Source organism: Gimesia sp. (genome assembly GCF_048260065.1).
GTDB lineage: Bacteria > Planctomycetota > Planctomycetia > Planctomycetales > Planctomycetaceae > Gimesia.
Genome location: NZ_JBLXHC010000002.1, coordinates 432,842 through 449,240, shown reverse-complemented (window position 1 = coordinate 449,240; position 16,399 = coordinate 432,842). Strand labels below are relative to the sequence as shown.

Here is a 16,399-nt window from a genome sequence, read left to right as displayed (position 1 = left end):
GGCCAGGGACGTTTTTCACTGGAATCAATGAGCCTGCTGGACCAGTTCGTGGATTCGTTTGATCAGAATCTCTTCGGTGCCGTGTGCCCAGCGGCCGGGCTGGTTGTAGTAGATCATCGAGAAATCGACTTCGTAGCCCCCTTCGTCCCGCATCCGTTCGGAAGCGACATAGCCGAAAACGTCGTTCGCATACGCGGTCACCCAGACAGCATCACTCTTGATTTCCCGCTTGAGCCTCAGTGCGTAGTCGACGACCACTTCGCCTCCCAGAAAGATCATGGTCAGCTGGTTGCCGAACTTCCAGACCTGTACCGGAGCAGGGTAGCTCGTCGGCAGTTTACCCTCTTTTTCAAAATGTTTGAGCATATTGGTCGCATGCTGTCTGACCTGGGGGCGCTGATTTTTTAATGCGGCCTGCAGTTCCTCTTTCGATGGTGATTCGAAGGGGAGAGCTGCTTTTCCGTAAGCGGTCCCCAGCGATGCCGTAATGGGCTGCGGCGTTTCTTTTAAGAGCCGGGCGACTTCGACGGCGATCGCGCGGCCATGACCGATGGCGAGATCTTTCGCGACCTCTTTATTCCCGCGAATCGGGTTCTGATCCGCTCCACAACCGATCGTGCAGACGGCAACGATATCGCCGTACTGCTCCTCGATATACTTCGACGCATAACCGGCCCAGTCGCCGTTCAGACAGTTGTAGTCGCTGCCAAACGTTGTGCAGTGGCAGGCGTAATTAAAGACCAGCCCCCGCAGTTTGCCGGTCGCATCGGTCACTTTCAGCACGGGCAGACTGTGATCGACGGGCCCTTCGGGATTGAAGCCGAACCCGGTCCACTTGCCGTTCTTCAATACCCGCCGATTCTGGGCAAAGCCAACTTTTCCGGTCATCAGTGAGAGCGTTCCCGGCTGCAGATCTTTGATGGCTTTGCCGACCGTCTGCACAATGCGCTGCTCCACTGTGTTCCAGTAGTTCTGCGAGGCTTCGCTCTGGGCTTCGGTCATCGGCGTTGAGAAGATATTCGAGAGTCCTTCCATCGGCTGCGGCGACGTGTGTGAATGCGTGCTGCAGATTACAATCTGGTCGCGGTTCAGACCATACTTCTCCTTCACTTTACCGGCGATCCGGTCTGTGAAAGTGCCGGCAAAGCCGATGGAATCGAGGGAGACGAGAGCACAGATTTTTTTCTCAGGCGACTGGATCACCATCGTCCGCACATAGAGGGGCTCATCGACGCGTTCGTATACGGTGTCCCGATTCCCGTATCCGGAAAGACGCAGGGGAACCTCGGGCGTGATTTCTGTTCTGGCAAATCCGAAGGAGGAGGGGGACTCAGCGGCAGAGACATCATTCAGACGAAACTGACCGACTGCTGACACAAGCAACAGACACAGCAGCCATTGGGGGAATCGTTCAAACATCGGTAGCTCCTCAAAACCCAGTCACAGTTCATCAGACAGCGGCACACGTTTTATTATGCCTGGAAACAGCCTGCATGTGAACCAGTGCCCCGATAGAAATCTGAGATTGAGACGCCTCCTGATAAAAGACAAAGCCCATTGATTGCGTGTTGTCGCGCCAGAAACAGACACACATCAACGGGCTTTGTAGTGATGTAGACCGCAGACCGGACAGGGTTTGTCTGTATATTTTTCTGTTTCCACTATGAATTTCTGATGAGAATTCACAGGAAGATATTGCATTTCATCCCGTGAATTTCTATCTATGAGTATTCGCATGTTTTGTAGTGGGCCAGCATTTTGCAAAACGGTATCTTCATATTTACAGACTGATTCCTCTCTCTCAATCACTCTCAGGAGAAGAGTCTGCGTTCACTTACAGGAGATGTAGCCGATGCCCGGAGTAACGGTAACCTGCCCGCATTGCCAGAATAAATTAAAACTCAAGAGTCCCGATCTGCTGGGAAAAAAAGTGAAATGCAAATCGTGCGAGACACCATTTGTGTTGAAAGCTGACGGAAAGAAGAAGCCGAAACCAGCTCAGGATGATTTTGAAGACGAGTTCGGTGACTACGATGATTCTGCCATGGAACGTGTCCGCCGTGCCCGCAAACGCAAAGGAAATTCGGGCATCAAAAAAAACACACCGGCGGCCAGTAAAAAAGCGGAGAAAACGAAACAGAAAGCAGAAAACAAATTACCGCTCCCGCTGCTTATTGCCGGCTGCGTGCTGGGTGTGTTGTTCACCGGGGGGCTCGGTTACTTTATGTATTCCATGAGCGGTTCCGTGAATGCCGGTCAGGCAGCCAGCAAAGTCGAAGTACCGCAGAAGTTTGCCAAATTCTCACCCGAAGTAGGCGATATCGGGGCAGAGTACCCCGAAGGCTGGAAGGTTGAAAACGGCGGCGGCCAGGGAGGCGTACAGAGTTGGGCTAAATTTATCTCCCCGGATGAAGAGGTCACCATTTCGATTCGCGGAAACTTAGCCGGATCTGCTCTGGGGAGCGCCGGTCTGGCAATGAACCCGGGTGCCGATGATGAAGATATCGAGCCTCCCGTGGTGGGCATTCACCAGCTGATGAAACGGAAGTTTGAAGACGATTACTCGAACTACGAAGAGCTGGGAAATTACACGTTACTCAAAACCAAAATGGGAGACTCCTGCAAATCGATCTTTACCACGAAAAGTCTTCTGGGAGGAAAACAGAAAGGCTACCGCGTGACGCTGCTGACAGGCCGGGTCCAGTTCAATCTGATCTGCCTGTGCGACGATGCCACTTTTGATCAAATGCGTCCCGCTTTCGACCATGTCGTGAATACCGTTTACGAAAAATAGGACGCGGTATCTGGCGGTTATCCCCAGTGCCAGGCGAACTGTTTCTTAAAGTGATGGTAATACAGGCCAATCATCCGCAGCGCGACGATTTCCATGTAAAGTAAAACGGGAATCATCAAAATGGCAATGAGAATGCCGTGTTCGCCAGCGAAATAAGCGGTAAAGAAATAAACGAATGCAGTAATAAACATTGCACCGGCGGTAAAAAAGTATGCTGAGAATGATTTGAAAATCGTGAGCAGCATCAGATCGATTCTGAACACGGTCTCAAAGCCTCCTATCGCCACACAGAGTGCCAGGATCGGCCAGAAGAACACCCCCGCACTGTAAAGAGATATCAGAATTGCGATCTGCCCTCCCGTCAGTAACTCAGACAGTTCTTGATGATCAACGCCGACCGTCAATATTTTCATCAAGAGAAAACCATCGAAGTTGACGGTGTAAGCCAGAAATATCATGGCTGGCAGATGCACCATGAACCAGGTGGCAATCCACTGAAGCATCGGAATGAAGAAGCCTTCCTCGGGACTCAGCTCGGGAAGTTCTTTACGCCCCGTGGCTGATTCATAGATAACACTGAAGCGATAATTACTATACCAGCCCAGGATAATCAGTCGTCCAATCAGGCCTAAAACAGCGGCAAAGGGCAAAATGATATCTTTGGCAAAGAGCAGCCCGCAGATAAGTACGTAGGTAAACAGATTGGCCGGGTCAAGCATAAACAGTAAAGTCTGCACCAGATCCTGCGTGTAGGTATTTTCTTTTTTACTGGTAACAGGCCCATCTTCATCGCCATCGTATTTTTCTGCCTTGACCATCGGTTTGCGTACGGGGCGTCGAATTGATTTGGCCTTTGCCTCTTCCGCAACAGCATTATCGAGCAGTTTTGAGAAATCATCCCCATCACCGAAATCGACTTCCGGTTCGGGAATTTTCATCACTTCACCGCACTCTTTACAGCGGATTTTTTTCCCGGCAGCTGTGTCCTGAACTTTGTAGTTCTTTCCGCAGATTCCGCAACTGATTTTAATTGTCATCCTGGTATCTCATCAGTAGATCGCAAGGGGTTGTCGGCTGTTATCTTCACAACGCAACCTGATGTCCGATGGATTAAATTATTTCGATTTTTTGTCCACCTGACCTTACCAGCATCCTAACTGTTCGGGTGCGCCCCTGCAGCATCTTATTTTCGAAATACGTAAACTTCATCAGATTTTTCAGCCTCTGATTCCAGACACCGATGTCCTTCAGAGTGATCTCTTCTTGAACTATTCACACTTCGACCATCAGATATTTAAACGAGCCTGATAAATAGTGCTTCATCAATGAAAGCTCTGAATTTCCTTCCTGATCAATTTGATCTGATGAAATGGATTTCTCCGCTGCTGCCTCACAGAGTGCCACAAAACACATACTCGCCCGTTGAATCGAACACACTGTTTTCACCCAACCACTGCTATTTTCTCTAAGGAGAGTCTAACGTGCTGCAACGTAAACGAAGAACCAGAGGATTTACCCTGATCGAGCTGCTGGTGGTGATTGCCATCATCGCGATTCTGATCGCATTACTGCTACCGGCAGTACAACAGGCAAGGGAAGCCGCCCGCCGCAGTTCCTGTAAAAACAATGTCAAACAGATCGGCATCGCCATGCACAACTACCACGATGTGCACAACACACTGCCTCCCGGTTATCTGGATGACGATCCTGCCGCTGATGTCACCAATAAAAACCTGCTGGGCTGGGGCACGATGATTCTGCCTTATATCGAGCAGTCTGCGCTTTATGATTCCATCAGTTCAGTGGGCGGGTTTAACAATGACTGGACCACGATCCCGGAAATCACAACTGGTATGGCCACCGTGTCGGTCCCTTATTCTAAAATCAAGCTCAGTGCCTATATCTGCCCCTCCGACCCAATGGGGGGGATCAATACTGATGTGGGCGGCTATGGAAAATCCAACTACACGGGAGTTGCCGGAAACACTTATAAAAGCTCCGGTTCCACCAAACCTACTGGTTCGTTTTATGATAACTCCTACGTCGCATTCCGTGATATCCGCGATGGATTAAGCAACACCATGCTCATCGGCGAGCGGGGTACGGAAGGCGCCAAGAACGGCACAATCTGGATCGGCAATTACTCCGATGCCGCCTACTATACGCAAAACGCGATCACTTCTCCGACCAGCGCCTATTACGGTATTAACGGCACAGCCGGTTCCTGGAACTTTACCAGTTCGCATACCGGAGGTTGTCACTTCCTGTTCGGTGACGGGGCGGTTCGTTTCCTCAGTGAGAACATCGACCTCGCCACATACGGCAACATGGGATACATCGCTGACGGAAACGTCATCAATCTGCCTTAATTGCACCACACTCATTTGACTAACGAAGAGAGTGCGTCGTCCAGCGTGGACGGCGCACGATCCTTTCGCTCCCATTCCTAATATTACTTAAAGAGACGACAGGCACTATGAAATATTTCGCAATTCTGTTTTTGGCTCTCACTGTTGTCGGCTGTGAAAGCAGTTCGACCGCTGCCCCTGAAGTCAGCCCTGGACTGACACAGAACCAGTTGGTTCCCACCCTCCAGAAAATCGCAGAGACCGGCGAATACTCCGATGTCCTGCAGGATCTGACCGTCGGACTGGAAAACGCCGGTTACATGGAACAGGCCGTGACCGTACAGAGTTTTAACGACCTCTCTGACCCCGAAGACGTGAAGAAACTCGCGGCACAGGTGGTGGAGACCATCAAGAAGTAAAGAAGAATTTGATGAGAAGCAGGCTGGTCTATCCAGCCTGCTTTCGTATCTATTCGGTCCAGTCTGCGCGAGTCACTCCTAAAACCCTCTCCGCCTCATCCTGTGCTGCATCCAGTGTTTCATACCATGTGTCAGCAGTAAAATATCCCTCAGGGCTGACGATCAGAAAGTATCGACTTTCATCATCCCCCTGGATTTCCAACCGTACTTTACATTCCCGGAATGTTTCACCAGCCCGCGCCAGATTCGAAAATCGCCAGGCATCGGGAGTCCCGTAAACACGAGCGTTAGTTGTAGCATACAGAGGTTTCATATCATTTTTGAACCAGATAATTGAGTTCAGCAAGAGTAATTAAATCAGACGGAATAGCAAATAGAAGGTTTCACAATACACGTCCGTACGGTATAAACAAGAGCACTATTCATTTCTCTGGATATCAGCAGACTACTCCGGAACCAGTGCCATGATCGACTCGCAAGACTACACAGACTGGTGTAACTACGCTGGCCTCTATCTAAAAAATTACTCCAAAGCCGATCGCTACCAGACCTACGAGCAGAAAATCTCTGAAGTGGGGCTCGTCACTAGAATCGTGCATGACTTTCTGCATGACATGGGAGACGACTATGACCTGCAGTGGTGGAGATCATACGCAATTAATGAGACGGGAAATGAGCTCAAATACCGGATCCATAAAACCATATTCGCCTTGAATGCGATCGGTGCAATACGGATTGCAGAGAAAATACCCACGATCAAAAACAGATCATTCTCTGGCATGATCATGGAAAGCCAGTCAGAAAACAAAGACTTTCAGGAGTTGATGCAGAGCTTCGATCCGGCCCAGTTAAGAAGAGACATCCAAAAAAGTATCGCTAACGAGATTCCCGAAATTGCGAAACAGGCAGGCATTCCCGTCAACCAGTCTTCAGATCAGACATTCGACCCCGAAATTGAAACCGCAGCAGAAATCAGACTGTTGCTGGACGCCTATGTCACCAGTCACCAGGAAGAGCTTCAGGCCGATCTGGATCGACTTGGAGACCCACGACTGAATCCCGAATTTGATCCGGAAGCACATCTGGCAGAGTTGCAGGAACAGCACTTTCGTGAAGAGCGCGCTAAAACACAACAACGCGATCTGCAACTGCTCCAGGAATACATCAAAGAATTTGAACAGAAAGCCGCAGCGGAACCAGGCAAAACGTTTCGTTTTCCGGATAAACTGACCGACCTGTGTCAGAAATATGAAAAATATAAACACGAAATGCACCCCAAATTAAAAACCGGCCTGGAACGCATTGATGCCTTCCGACGGAAACCGGGCGACAAGTCTCAACCCCAGGTCACCTCAGTCAAAACCGTGCAGAAACGGTTAAAAAAAATCGGCCCATATACGGTGGAAGAAGAAAGGGACCTCGTCCTTCTAATCTGGCCCGAGCAGGACACTTTACAGACCGACTGGACCAGCCTGTCGATCGAAATCGAGTTCCCTCCGGGACAGAACAAAGCCCTGCGTTTACTCCTCAATGCCCTCGATCGCCTGCAGACTCGCTTCTCATCCCTGGCCGCAGACCTGCAACAACAGATCGTCGACACGTTTGGCGACTACTGGTCCCAAATGGATGACCACGAAAAATCTGAATTTGACGTCGAGTTCGACAGCGAGGGAATACCCGATTTTGACTCACTCAAACCTTATATCGGCACTCCATCAATCACTCTGGACATCCCAGAATGGCCCGTCGATGACGCTGTCGCTATTAACGGCTTTCTGGGAGTGGAATGGGACCACGAACACGGGCTCATGTTCGAATGGGCAGATCTTCCGGAAGCGAATGTGGCAGCTCCTGCTACGACCATGCCGCCCCACGTTCAGTTCACACAGGCCGGCCCCCAACTCACCCCGGCAGACATCCAGAAGTTTGAGACCGAGCACCAAATCCAGTTACCACAACTCTATCGAGATTTCCTGATGCAGACCAACGGCGGAATCCCGGTCCCCAATCATCTGCAACTCAAGTCAGGTGGCGTCACTACACCGCTTGATTTCCACTATTTTTTCGGGATCAATGCCAACAATCCAGAACAGGATCTGAAAACGGCCCTGAAAGCACATACACATTTCCCCGTTCCAGGCTATCTGCCAATCGCCAAATTTGCAGCCCCCGACCAACTACAGGGGCGAAGTGATTTTTTCCTCTATCTCTGCATCACAGGTAACAAACAGAATCAGATTGTACATGCTTTGATCACAGAGGCTGAACTCGCCCCTGAGGCGTTAGCAAAAAGCGTTCTGGCCGGTTTCACACCTGATGAACTAGCCCTCAACTTTCAACATGGATCTGAGCTGATCGCCTTCGATATTTTCAGCCTGATCAAAGCGCTGAGCGAACAACCGGTCAAAAAACTCCCCGCCTGGCTGCAGGCATTACGCAACCAGGACCACAAAAAGTTTATCAAATGGATCGAGAAAAAAGGCAAGCTCCACGAGAGATATAATGAGTATGGCTACTGGCGAAACTGGACCGTCTTGACGTTCATTGCGCAGGAAGCTGATCCTGAACTGATCCAACAACTGCTCGAAAAGAATTTACTGGTCCGGGAAAAGCTGCTGGAAAACTGGTTTCCCACTCTTGACCCCAACCTGAAACGCTTTCAGGAACTGATGACGGTTCTTGAACCGGAATACTGGAGATATGTATTTAAAAGCAGTCACATCTGGGATAATCCTGAACTGCTCGAGCAGATCGCCAGACAGAAACCAGATTTTGATGCCGGTATTGACTCCAATGGCAAAACACCACTGATCCAGACCGTATTGTATGGATCACCTCAGGGTGTCCGTTGGTTACTCGACCATGGTGCCTCTCCCTTAAAATCAGACAAACTGAATAACACTCCACTCAGCTGGGCAGTTCACAATGAGCAGTTAGACTGTCTGATCAAGCTACTCGATGCCGGCGTACCGTTAGAAATGCTGGTTCCCGGAAAATCAGATATGGATGAAAAACTCAGCTTTCTCAAAAAACGCTGGAGGCAACGTTTTCCGGAACTGCTTGCTTACCTGAAACAAAGAGGCGTTGACACCAGCGGTGTTGAATAAGGCTCCCTGTTAAGAATTTGAGTCTGCCTTTTTTAAAATCGCTTTCTTCAGAGAGCTGAACAGGCTATAAAAAAAGATCGGACCACGTTTTAAAATTCGTTTCCCGTTTGTTCTCGGAGTGATAAAGATGCCCCCCGCCGATTTTAAACAAAAACTGTTAGCAGGTCTGGGCGGTGACTGGCCTGCGCCGCCGGAACTCAACGTCAAGCATCGCGAAACCATCCAGAAGGATGGCTATCGAATTGAATCGCTGACTTATGAAGCCGAGGCCGGCGATCCGATTCCTGCCATGCTGCTGATCCCGGATATGGTCTCGCCTGCACATCCCGCGCCCGCCGTCGCGGTCTGGCATCAGCATGCCGGGCAGTATCATCTGGGTAAAAGCGAACCGGCGGGTCTGGCGGGTAACCCGATGCATCATACCGGAGCTGCCCTGGCGAAAGAGGGCTTCGTCGTCCTCTGTCCCGATGCTCTCTGTTTTGAAGAACGGCAGGATCCGACGGGCAAACTTAAAACAGGGAATTTCGAACGCTTTGAATTCCTGCGGTATGTCGTCGACGGCAAATGCATGGCCTGGAAAAATATCCTCGACATGAAATGGGCTATCGACTTTCTGCAGAGCCGCCCCGAAGTCGTCGATGAAAAAATCGGCTGCTACGGTCATTCGATGGGCTCGACACACACCTGGCTCATCGGCCCTTGGGAACCCCGCATCAAATGCCTGGTGGGCAACTGCTGTCTGCCGACTTATAAAGGCATTCATCGCGAACACATGCTGCACTGTTTCCCCAATTTTATTCCGGGCATCTACGAATACGGCGATACCCCCGATATCGCTGCTCTGATCGCTCCTCGTCCACTGCATATGAATTTCGGCGAACTCGACGGAGGCAGCCCCATTGATGAAGTCCGCCGTGGTGTCAAAATAATTGCAAACAACTACGCTGCCATGAATGCAGAAACAAACTTTAGTTATTATATTGAAGAGGGAGCCGGGCATGTGCTGTCTCCCGTCATGTGGGAAAAGACACTCTCCCACTTTCAGCGCCACCTGAAGTCTTAACCAACAGAGAATACGCGGAACTCATTCATGGATGCTTTGAACTATACGAAGGAACTGGTCGAATTTGAGTCAACCAGTTGCTACTCCAATGCCGAAGTCACAAATTACGTCGAAGCCGCTCTGAAAGAGCTGGGATTCGATATCGAACGCATCGAATACAAGGACGCTAAGGGCGTACAGAAAGCCAACGTCATCGGTCGTCGCGGTTCAGGGCAGGGGGGCATGGCTTATTTTGCTCATACCGACGTCGTTCCCGCTGACCCCTGGTTCACCGAGGAATTCGGGCCGTTCACTCCGACTGTCCAGGGTGACAAACTTTACGGTCGAGGCAGTTGTGACATGAAAGGCTCCATCGCCTGTATGCTGGCAGCTGCAAAGCAGTATGTGGATCGCGACCTGAAACACCCGCTCTACATTACCTGTACCGCCGACGAAGAAGTCGGTTATCACGGTGCCCGCAACGTCGCGGAAAAATCGACCATGTACCGGGAAATGGTAGCCGGTGAAACACACGGAATTATCGGAGAGCCGACACGACTGGAAGTCGTTTATGCCCACAAAGGAACGTATGGCTTTCAGGCAATTTCACACGGTCGAGCAGCGCATTCCAGTCTGAGCACTGGCGTGAATGCCAACCTGGCGATGATTCCGTTTCTTGTCGAGATGAAAAAACTGTATGAAGAGTGCATGACCGATCCCCGCTGGCAGAATGAGGAATTCGATCCTCCCACTAACGGCTGGAATATCGGGATCAACGACAAAACAGCCGCCGTTAATATCACACCACCGCAGAGTATCTGTACGGTTTATTTCCGTCCGATGCCGGGACAGGAACCCGATGAACTGGTAGAACGGGCCCGCAGTGCTGCAGACAAGTGTGGTCTCGAATTTCAGTTCAAGTGCGGCGGCACCCCGGTATACACAGATCCGAATTCTCCCTTTGTCAACGAAGTCCTGCAGATCGCCGGTAAAGACAAAGCAAAGACCGTTTCCTATGGAACCGATGGCAGTCTGTTTCCCGAAATGAAGAACATGGTCGTCTTCGGGCCAGGAGACATCGGCCAGGCTCATACCCACGATGAATTCATCGAACTGGAACAGCTGGAACTGGGTACCGAAAAGTTTGCCAAACTCATCGAAAACTGGTGCTGCTGATGACAGCAATTTGAGTCGTTACTCTGGGACAGCGGCGTTGTTGAACTGTTCCGGATCAAATGGATCAGCGGGCTTCTCTTTGATCAGCTCGTTGATTTCCTGATCGGAGAGCTTTTTCGGTTCGAAACCGGAAATGAGGGAAACGTCCCCTTTTAACCGGGCCGGTTCCACTTCCATATCGGCCTGTTGTACTTCGCTGGTCATTTTTATTCCCGCGGCCTGTTTCAGCAGATTTTCCCGTGCCTGTCCGGTACGGCGTTGAGCACGCTTTGTCAGTCGCTCCGCACGAATCTGGTCCTGTTTGATTCGATCCGCGACGACATCGGCAACCCATTTCTGAATGACTTCCTGTTGCTTCCGTCCTGCATAACCGGCGTAAACCACGATTCCCTGTTGAGGATGCTGCTGCTCTGATTTGATCAACAGCTGGCTGCGCAGCGGGTCTTCCAGGTCAATCCAGCGCAGTACTTCTGCCAGGTTTTTCTCAGCATAGAAACGATGATTCCCATAGCGGCGTGTGACCTGGGTTAATTTAAATTCTGATTGGGCCGCATTGCCGTGGCAATTCGCGTTCCCGCATTTATTCAGCATGATCGGCTGAATCTTGCGTACAAATAATGCCGACTGCTCACGCGAGATACCGGTCAGCGATGTCGCCTCGTCAGCACTTTCCAGCTGTTTTTTGATAAGTGTTTCCTGAATCTTTTCCTGGACCGTAGGCTGATTCTCTGTAGTAAGCCCCATCAATCGACGCAGCATCAGCTGTGGTTCCGAACGTTTTGGTTCCAGTCGAATCGCATCGCGCAATTCACTTTTCGCCTCCTCGTAAAGCTCATTGGTAATGCACCAGCGGGCCAGATCGAGATGTGAATTCGCAGTCGGATATTTCATCGCCGCCCGTTGTTTCAGGTAGATCTCATGCAGATCTTTCGCTTCGAAGAGCACACTGTCAAACGGGACCACCATACTACCGGTCGGATTTTTAACGAGATAGCCTCCTGCACTTTCACTGATTTCGCCGGAGACCATACGGCCGGATTTCATCAGCAGCAGTGAGGTTTCGGATCGTGTTGCAGCAGGCAATGGTTGCTGCGCGAATGTCTGGTTTGAATGAAACAGACCGGACCAGAGCAGGCAGACACAGAACCATTTCGCAGATATTGTTTGAAAGTTGGTTTTCTTCATCAGTAATCGTTTCACGAATGTGAGACAGAATAAGGCGATCATCAGCTACCGGACCGTAAGGGACCTAAGCAGTTGAAATCATATGACTTGGAACAAACAGTAGTATGGGGAATGCAGTCAGAAGATGTGAGAGGTTTCTGAGAACCCTCTCTTATTCCATTTTGACAATCTGGTCAACCCGGGTTTGCCGCTGCGCCTTCCGTGGAACGTTCCACGATTGAAATCTTCCCGCTACCAAATGCTCCACTGGTTGATTTCAAAAGAAATCCAGTCAGAATGGAGAAGCAGATTTAACGACCTCGGCTGAGAACAGCTCGGCATCTTGATAAGGACAGAATGGAAGATGAGTGAGGATTCCCAATACCTCGAACAGTTGATTGGAAAGATGGTCGTCGTCGACCTTTCCAGCCTGTATGTGATCGCCGGAACTCTGATCGGCCAGGATCAGCACTACCTGTTTCTGGAAAATGCAGACGTGCATGACCTGCGCGACACAACGACCACACGGGAAACGTACGTCCATAAAATAGGTCTGCACGGGATCGCCGCGAATCGAGAACGTGCACTGGTCTCGCGAAGGGAAGTGGTATCTCTTTCGGCGCTCGAAGATATTATTCGCTGATCTGTGGATTAATAAGAAAAAGCCCTGCAGGAACGGTGTCCCGCAGGGCTTTATTGATTCGACGAGATCGTCTCGGTTTAGAGAGACCATCCATCACGGTAGTCACGGCTCAGGAATTTATTGGCTTCCGGAGCGTTCGTGAATTCCATTTTCTTTGCATCCCATTCCAGCTTCTTACCGGCACGAATGGCGCAGTTACCCAGCAGCGTCGTTTCCGTCAGGCGGCTGGCATAGTTGAAGTTGGACATTGCCGGATCGCCGCCTTTGCAGGCCACGACAAATTCTTCAAAGTGACCAGGAGAACGAGGCAGGCTCTGTTCCGGCTTCTTGAAGTCTTTGAACTTGTCTTTGGGAAGCAGAACAAATTCTGCACCGTAGTCATCGGGCGTATAGAAATTACCTTCATCGCCCACCAGAACAACACCGCTGGATTTCATTTTCTCACCCATCAGCAGTTCTTCGGGGGGCAGATTCCCACCATCGTACCAGGTCAGTTTCAGCGGGCAGAGTTTCTTTCCTTCGCCGCGCTCACCAAACTGGTAAGTAATTTTCGTTGACTTGGGATAAGTTTCGTTTTCGATCATCCCTTCCTGTTCTGCGACCACCGACAGGGGATCGTACAGATCCAGCGCCATCACATGCATGTTCATGGTGTGACATGCCATGTCGCCCAGAGCTCCGGTGCCAAAATCCAGCCAGCCACGCCATTCAAACGGATGGTACAGAGTACTGAATTCACGGTACGGAGCAGGTCCGAGGAACAGGTCCCAGTGAATGTGCTTGGGAACGGGTTCGCCTGTGGGCGGACGATCAACGCCTTTCCCCCAGACAGGCCGGTTGGTCCAGACATGTGCTTCACGCACATTGCCCAATACACCAGAACGAATGACTTCGACGGCTTCGCGGAACCCGTCTTTGGCTGTCCCCTGGTTGCCCATCTGGGTTGCCACGCCATGCTCGTTCGCGGTTTCCCGCATTACACGTGCTTCGTGAACCGACCAGGTCAAAGGTTTCTGCGTGAAACAGTGCTTGCCTTTTTTCATCGCCATCACACTGGCAGGAGCATGCGAGTGATCGGGAGTACTGACGGTCACTGCATCAATCTGACCTTCCATTTCAGTCAGCATCTCGCGGTAATCATTAAATTTTTTGGCTTTAGGATAGCGGGCCGCTGCTTTGGCCAGACGTTTGTCATCAATATCACAGATGGCAATCAGATTACCACTGTCTGCTGCAGAAGCAGTATCGCTGGAACCTTTCCCGCCAACTCCAATCGAAGCAAAATTCAATTTCTCAAGTGGCGACTTTTCCACTGCCAGCAGATTTTGTCCGCCAACCCAGAACGCGGCGCCTAACGCCGAAGATTGTTTAATGAATTCGCGGCGAGTGGTACGTTGACTCATGAAGTACTCCTGTTTGAATGTCTAATGGGTTCGTATTGCGCCATTTTACTTTAGTCGGTTAAAACGTTTCTGAACTTTCAGGAATCTCATATCAGAGAAGTTCTATTTATTGTAGTTATCCCCTAAACGAAAGAAAACAGAATTACGCATAATTCAGGCAGGATCTTGAAACAGCAGCTTGCCGTCTGAGGCTTGAGAGCTCCTGATAATTTTGAAATATTTTCCAGCGAGACTTTTCTCTGAACCGGAATCATGTCAAAGTAATCTGAAGATTCAGCGTTCCCTCCCAGATCACTCCACAACATGAAAATGACGTAATCTATGAACACCCATGAATCCGCAGCCTCGAACCCCGAATTTGATGTCTTAATCTCTGGCGGTACTGTCATCGATGGTACAGGCGCTCCCCGCTATCAGGCAAACGTAGGCATCAAAGGGGATACCATCGTCGCGATCGGGGAACTGCCCGGAAGATCCGGAGCCACCGTCATTGACGCTACGGGTAAGGTTGTCGCGCCTGGATTCGTCGACGTGCATAATCACTCCGACAGCTGGTTGCTCAATACTCCCAACTTCATCTCCAAAACCTCACAGGGTTTCACGACTGAAGTGATCATGGCGGACGGCATTTCGTATGCCCCCGTTGACCGCTGCACCGCTGCAGACTGGGTCTATTACCTGCAGTCTCTGGACGGCCTCTATCCTCATGAATATACCGGCTGGGAATCGCTGCAGGATTATATGGACCTGATCGACGGTAAGAATGTGCAGAACGTGATGACGCACATTCCTTATGCGAATCTGCGCTCGATGGCCTGTGGATTTGGCCGTCAGCGGGTCGATGACTTTCAGATGAAACAGATCTGCGCCGATGTCCGCAAGGGAATGGAAGCAGGCGCAGTCGGCCTGTCGACCGGTCTCGATTATGTCGCGCAATGTTTTTCCACCACCGATGAACTGGTCGAAGCCTGCCAGGCGATGGCCGAATACGACGGGCTCTATGTCTCACATATTCGTTATAAAAAAACACTGATGCCGGCCATTGAAGAACTCGTGGAGATCGGAAAAAGAGCAGGGGTCAAGGTTCATATTTCCCATATGAAAGGTCAGCATCCCGGTCAGGCGGAAGAGGCTCTGGAATACATCGACAAGGTCGCCCGCCACGAAGTCGATATCTCGTTTGACGTGTATCCGTATCAACCCGGTTCCACCATGCTGCATTTTCTGCTGCCTTATGAAGTGTTCGAAGACGGCCCGAAAAAAGCGATCGAAAAACTGAAACTCCCCGAAATGCAGCAGCGATTCAAATACGGGCTGGAAAATTACCTGCTGGATATTTCGGCAATTCAGATTGCCTGGGTGCTCACCGAAAAGAACAAACAACATCAGGGCAAATCGTTGAGCCAGTATGTGGAAGAATCGGGGCTTCCCAAAGAAGAAGCTTTGATCAACCTGTTGATTGAAGAAGAGATGGCAGTGCTGCTGGTCTTCAATATGGGTGACGACCGACTCGTGGATCCGGTCTTGAAACACGACCTGTATATGATGGGAACAGACGGCATTTATATGGAAGGGGGGATGATTCACCCGCGCCAGTTCGGTTCGGCAACCCGGCTGCTCGGCCCCTGCGTGCGGGACCATCAGCTCTTTTCACTGGAAGATGCGGTCTATAAATTATCCGGGTCTGCTGCAAAACGGTTCGGTATGGCAAATCGCGGTTTTGTGAAAGAACAGCATTTTGCGGACCTGGTGATTTTTGATCCGAATACCGTACAGGATCATGCCACTTACGATAATCCGCAGCAGTTCTCCAGCGGCATCGATTATGTTCTCACGAATGGAGTTCCCATCGTACATAATAACCAGCCGCTGGAAATCACTTCGCCAACATTACCGGGGCGTTATCTCCGCTATCAGCCTAAATAAGGCTGCAAGCGGGCCGCTGTCTGGGGATCGCGATACTGGTCCTTACCAATGCCGTATACCGCCCCGACCTCAACAGCCTGTTCCTGGTACTCCGGATAATTGGAAACCAGCATTAACGGACTCGGTTTGACTTCGGAACTGGCTTTGATCTTCTGGATGAGTTCAATGCCGTCACTGTAGTCGGCATCCAGTTTGCGGTTGATCAGTACCAGGTCATACTCACTCGATTTTAATTTTTCGAAAGTATCACTTTCCACGTCCGCCTGTTCGATCTTCACATCGAAGTGGCTGGATAGAAAACGCGATAACGAACTGGCATCCGGCATACATTGCCCGACACTTAAGACACGTTTTGTCATTGCTGTAATCCTCTCTGA

General features: G+C 50.5%; 14 protein-coding genes. 8 read left to right on the top strand and 6 right to left on the bottom strand.

What is annotated here, in order from left to right; translation table 11 throughout:
- Nucleotides 1-24 precede the first annotated feature (24 nt).
- Nucleotides 25-1,419, bottom strand: a complete 1,395-nt coding sequence (locus tag ACN0YN_RS04825; RefSeq protein WP_417383857.1) for a neutral/alkaline non-lysosomal ceramidase N-terminal domain-containing protein — start codon at nucleotides 1,417-1,419, stop codon at nucleotides 25-27.
- Between the two features lie 433 nt (nucleotides 1,420-1,852).
- Here ACN0YN_RS04825 and ACN0YN_RS04820 point away from each other — a divergent pair, with 433 nt between their 5' ends.
- Nucleotides 1,853-2,794 (top strand): hypothetical protein, encoded by a 942-nt coding sequence (locus tag ACN0YN_RS04820; protein ID WP_417383856.1) that lies wholly within the window; start codon nucleotides 1,853-1,855, stop codon nucleotides 2,792-2,794.
- Between the two features lie 17 nt (nucleotides 2,795-2,811).
- Here ACN0YN_RS04820 and ACN0YN_RS04815 read toward each other — a convergent pair whose 3' ends face one another.
- A complete protein-coding gene (locus tag ACN0YN_RS04815) occupies nucleotides 2,812-3,831 on the bottom strand; it encodes a hypothetical protein (protein WP_417383855.1) in 1,020 nt (339 codons plus the stop codon).
- Between the two features lie 444 nt (nucleotides 3,832-4,275).
- Here ACN0YN_RS04815 and ACN0YN_RS04810 point away from each other — a divergent pair, with 444 nt between their 5' ends.
- Both ACN0YN_RS04810 and ACN0YN_RS04805 read left to right on the top strand, forming a co-directional pair.
- Nucleotides 4,276-5,163, top strand: coding sequence for a DUF1559 domain-containing protein (locus ACN0YN_RS04810; protein WP_417383854.1), 888 nt, complete (start codon nucleotides 4,276-4,278; stop codon nucleotides 5,161-5,163).
- A 107-nt stretch (nucleotides 5,164-5,270) separates the two neighbouring features.
- Nucleotides 5,271-5,561 (top strand): hypothetical protein, encoded by a 291-nt coding sequence (locus ACN0YN_RS04805; protein ID WP_417383853.1) that lies wholly within the window; start codon nucleotides 5,271-5,273, stop codon nucleotides 5,559-5,561.
- Between the two features lie 49 nt (nucleotides 5,562-5,610).
- Here the strand turns inward: ACN0YN_RS04805 and ACN0YN_RS04800 are convergent, their stop codons facing one another.
- Entirely contained in the window at nucleotides 5,611-5,874 is a 264-nt protein-coding gene (locus ACN0YN_RS04800) for a hypothetical protein (RefSeq protein ID WP_417383852.1), read from the bottom strand.
- A 151-nt stretch (nucleotides 5,875-6,025) separates the two neighbouring features.
- Between ACN0YN_RS04800 and ACN0YN_RS04795 the strand changes: the two genes are divergently transcribed.
- From ACN0YN_RS04795 to ACN0YN_RS04785, 3 genes are all read left to right on the top strand, one after another.
- A complete protein-coding gene (locus ACN0YN_RS04795; protein WP_417383851.1) occupies nucleotides 6,026-8,668 on the top strand; it encodes an ankyrin repeat domain-containing protein in 2,643 nt (880 codons plus the stop codon).
- Between the two features lie 127 nt (nucleotides 8,669-8,795).
- Nucleotides 8,796-9,731, top strand: a complete 936-nt coding sequence (locus ACN0YN_RS04790) for a dienelactone hydrolase family protein (RefSeq protein ID WP_417383850.1) — start codon at nucleotides 8,796-8,798, stop codon at nucleotides 9,729-9,731.
- Between the two features lie 27 nt (nucleotides 9,732-9,758).
- Nucleotides 9,759-10,886, top strand: coding sequence for a M20 family metallopeptidase (locus ACN0YN_RS04785; RefSeq protein WP_417383849.1), 1,128 nt, complete (start codon nucleotides 9,759-9,761; stop codon nucleotides 10,884-10,886).
- 18 nt (nucleotides 10,887-10,904) lie between these two features.
- Here the strand turns inward: ACN0YN_RS04785 and ACN0YN_RS04780 are convergent, their stop codons facing one another.
- The gene (locus ACN0YN_RS04780) at nucleotides 10,905-12,071 is read right to left on the bottom strand and encodes a hypothetical protein (protein ID WP_417383848.1); all 1,167 of its coding nucleotides are present in this window, start codon (nucleotides 12,069-12,071) and stop codon (nucleotides 10,905-10,907) included.
- A 343-nt stretch (nucleotides 12,072-12,414) separates the two neighbouring features.
- Here ACN0YN_RS04780 and ACN0YN_RS04775 point away from each other — a divergent pair, with 343 nt between their 5' ends.
- Nucleotides 12,415-12,693 carry a hypothetical protein gene (locus ACN0YN_RS04775; RefSeq protein ID WP_417383847.1) on the top strand — a complete coding sequence of 93 codons (279 nt, stop codon included), beginning with the start codon at nucleotides 12,415-12,417 and terminating at the stop codon, nucleotides 12,691-12,693.
- Between the two features lie 77 nt (nucleotides 12,694-12,770).
- Here the strand turns inward: ACN0YN_RS04775 and ACN0YN_RS04770 are convergent, their stop codons facing one another.
- Entirely contained in the window at nucleotides 12,771-14,096 is a 1,326-nt protein-coding gene (locus tag ACN0YN_RS04770) for a Gfo/Idh/MocA family protein (protein ID WP_417383846.1), read from the bottom strand.
- A 321-nt stretch (nucleotides 14,097-14,417) separates the two neighbouring features.
- On the opposite strand from ACN0YN_RS04770, the gene ACN0YN_RS04765 reads away from it, so the two are divergent.
- Nucleotides 14,418-16,022 carry an N-acyl-D-amino-acid deacylase family protein gene (locus tag ACN0YN_RS04765; protein ID WP_417383845.1) on the top strand — a complete coding sequence of 535 codons (1,605 nt, stop codon included), beginning with the start codon at nucleotides 14,418-14,420 and terminating at the stop codon, nucleotides 16,020-16,022.
- Here ACN0YN_RS04765 and ACN0YN_RS04760 read toward each other — a convergent pair.
- Nucleotides 16,010-16,381: a response regulator gene (locus tag ACN0YN_RS04760; protein WP_417383844.1), complete on the bottom strand. Its 372-nt coding sequence runs from the start codon at nucleotides 16,379-16,381 to the stop codon at nucleotides 16,010-16,012. The genes ACN0YN_RS04765 and ACN0YN_RS04760 overlap by 13 nt on opposite strands.
- Between the last annotated feature and the right edge of the window lie 18 nt (nucleotides 16,382-16,399).

What these genes read in the sequence shown, in the direction of transcription:
- ACN0YN_RS04795 (WP_417383851.1), top strand. Translation starts at nt 6,026, where the DNA reads ATGATCGACTCGCAAGACTACACAGACTGGTGTAACTACGCTGGCCTC.
- ACN0YN_RS04770 (WP_417383846.1), bottom strand. Translation starts at nt 14,096, where the DNA reads ATGAGTCAACGTACCACTCGCCGCGAATTCATTAAACAATCTTCGGCG.
- ACN0YN_RS04765 (WP_417383845.1), top strand. Translation starts at nt 14,418, where the DNA reads ATGAACACCCATGAATCCGCAGCCTCGAACCCCGAATTTGATGTCTTA.
- ACN0YN_RS04815 (WP_417383855.1), bottom strand. Translation starts at nt 3,831, where the DNA reads ATGACAATTAAAATCAGTTGCGGAATCTGCGGAAAGAACTACAAAGTT.
- ACN0YN_RS04790 (WP_417383850.1), top strand. Translation starts at nt 8,796, where the DNA reads ATGCCCCCCGCCGATTTTAAACAAAAACTGTTAGCAGGTCTGGGCGGT.
- ACN0YN_RS04780 (WP_417383848.1), bottom strand. Translation starts at nt 12,071, where the DNA reads ATGAAGAAAACCAACTTTCAAACAATATCTGCGAAATGGTTCTGTGTC.
- ACN0YN_RS04800 (WP_417383852.1), bottom strand. Translation starts at nt 5,874, where the DNA reads ATGAAACCTCTGTATGCTACAACTAACGCTCGTGTTTACGGGACTCCC.
- ACN0YN_RS04785 (WP_417383849.1), top strand. Translation starts at nt 9,759, where the DNA reads ATGGATGCTTTGAACTATACGAAGGAACTGGTCGAATTTGAGTCAACC.
- ACN0YN_RS04775 (WP_417383847.1), top strand. Translation starts at nt 12,415, where the DNA reads ATGAGTGAGGATTCCCAATACCTCGAACAGTTGATTGGAAAGATGGTC.
- ACN0YN_RS04760 (WP_417383844.1), bottom strand. Translation starts at nt 16,381, where the DNA reads ATGACAAAACGTGTCTTAAGTGTCGGGCAATGTATGCCGGATGCCAGT.
- ACN0YN_RS04805 (WP_417383853.1), top strand. Translation starts at nt 5,271, where the DNA reads ATGAAATATTTCGCAATTCTGTTTTTGGCTCTCACTGTTGTCGGCTGT.
- ACN0YN_RS04825 (WP_417383857.1), bottom strand. Translation starts at nt 1,419, where the DNA reads ATGTTTGAACGATTCCCCCAATGGCTGCTGTGTCTGTTGCTTGTGTCA.
- ACN0YN_RS04820 (WP_417383856.1), top strand. Translation starts at nt 1,853, where the DNA reads ATGCCCGGAGTAACGGTAACCTGCCCGCATTGCCAGAATAAATTAAAA.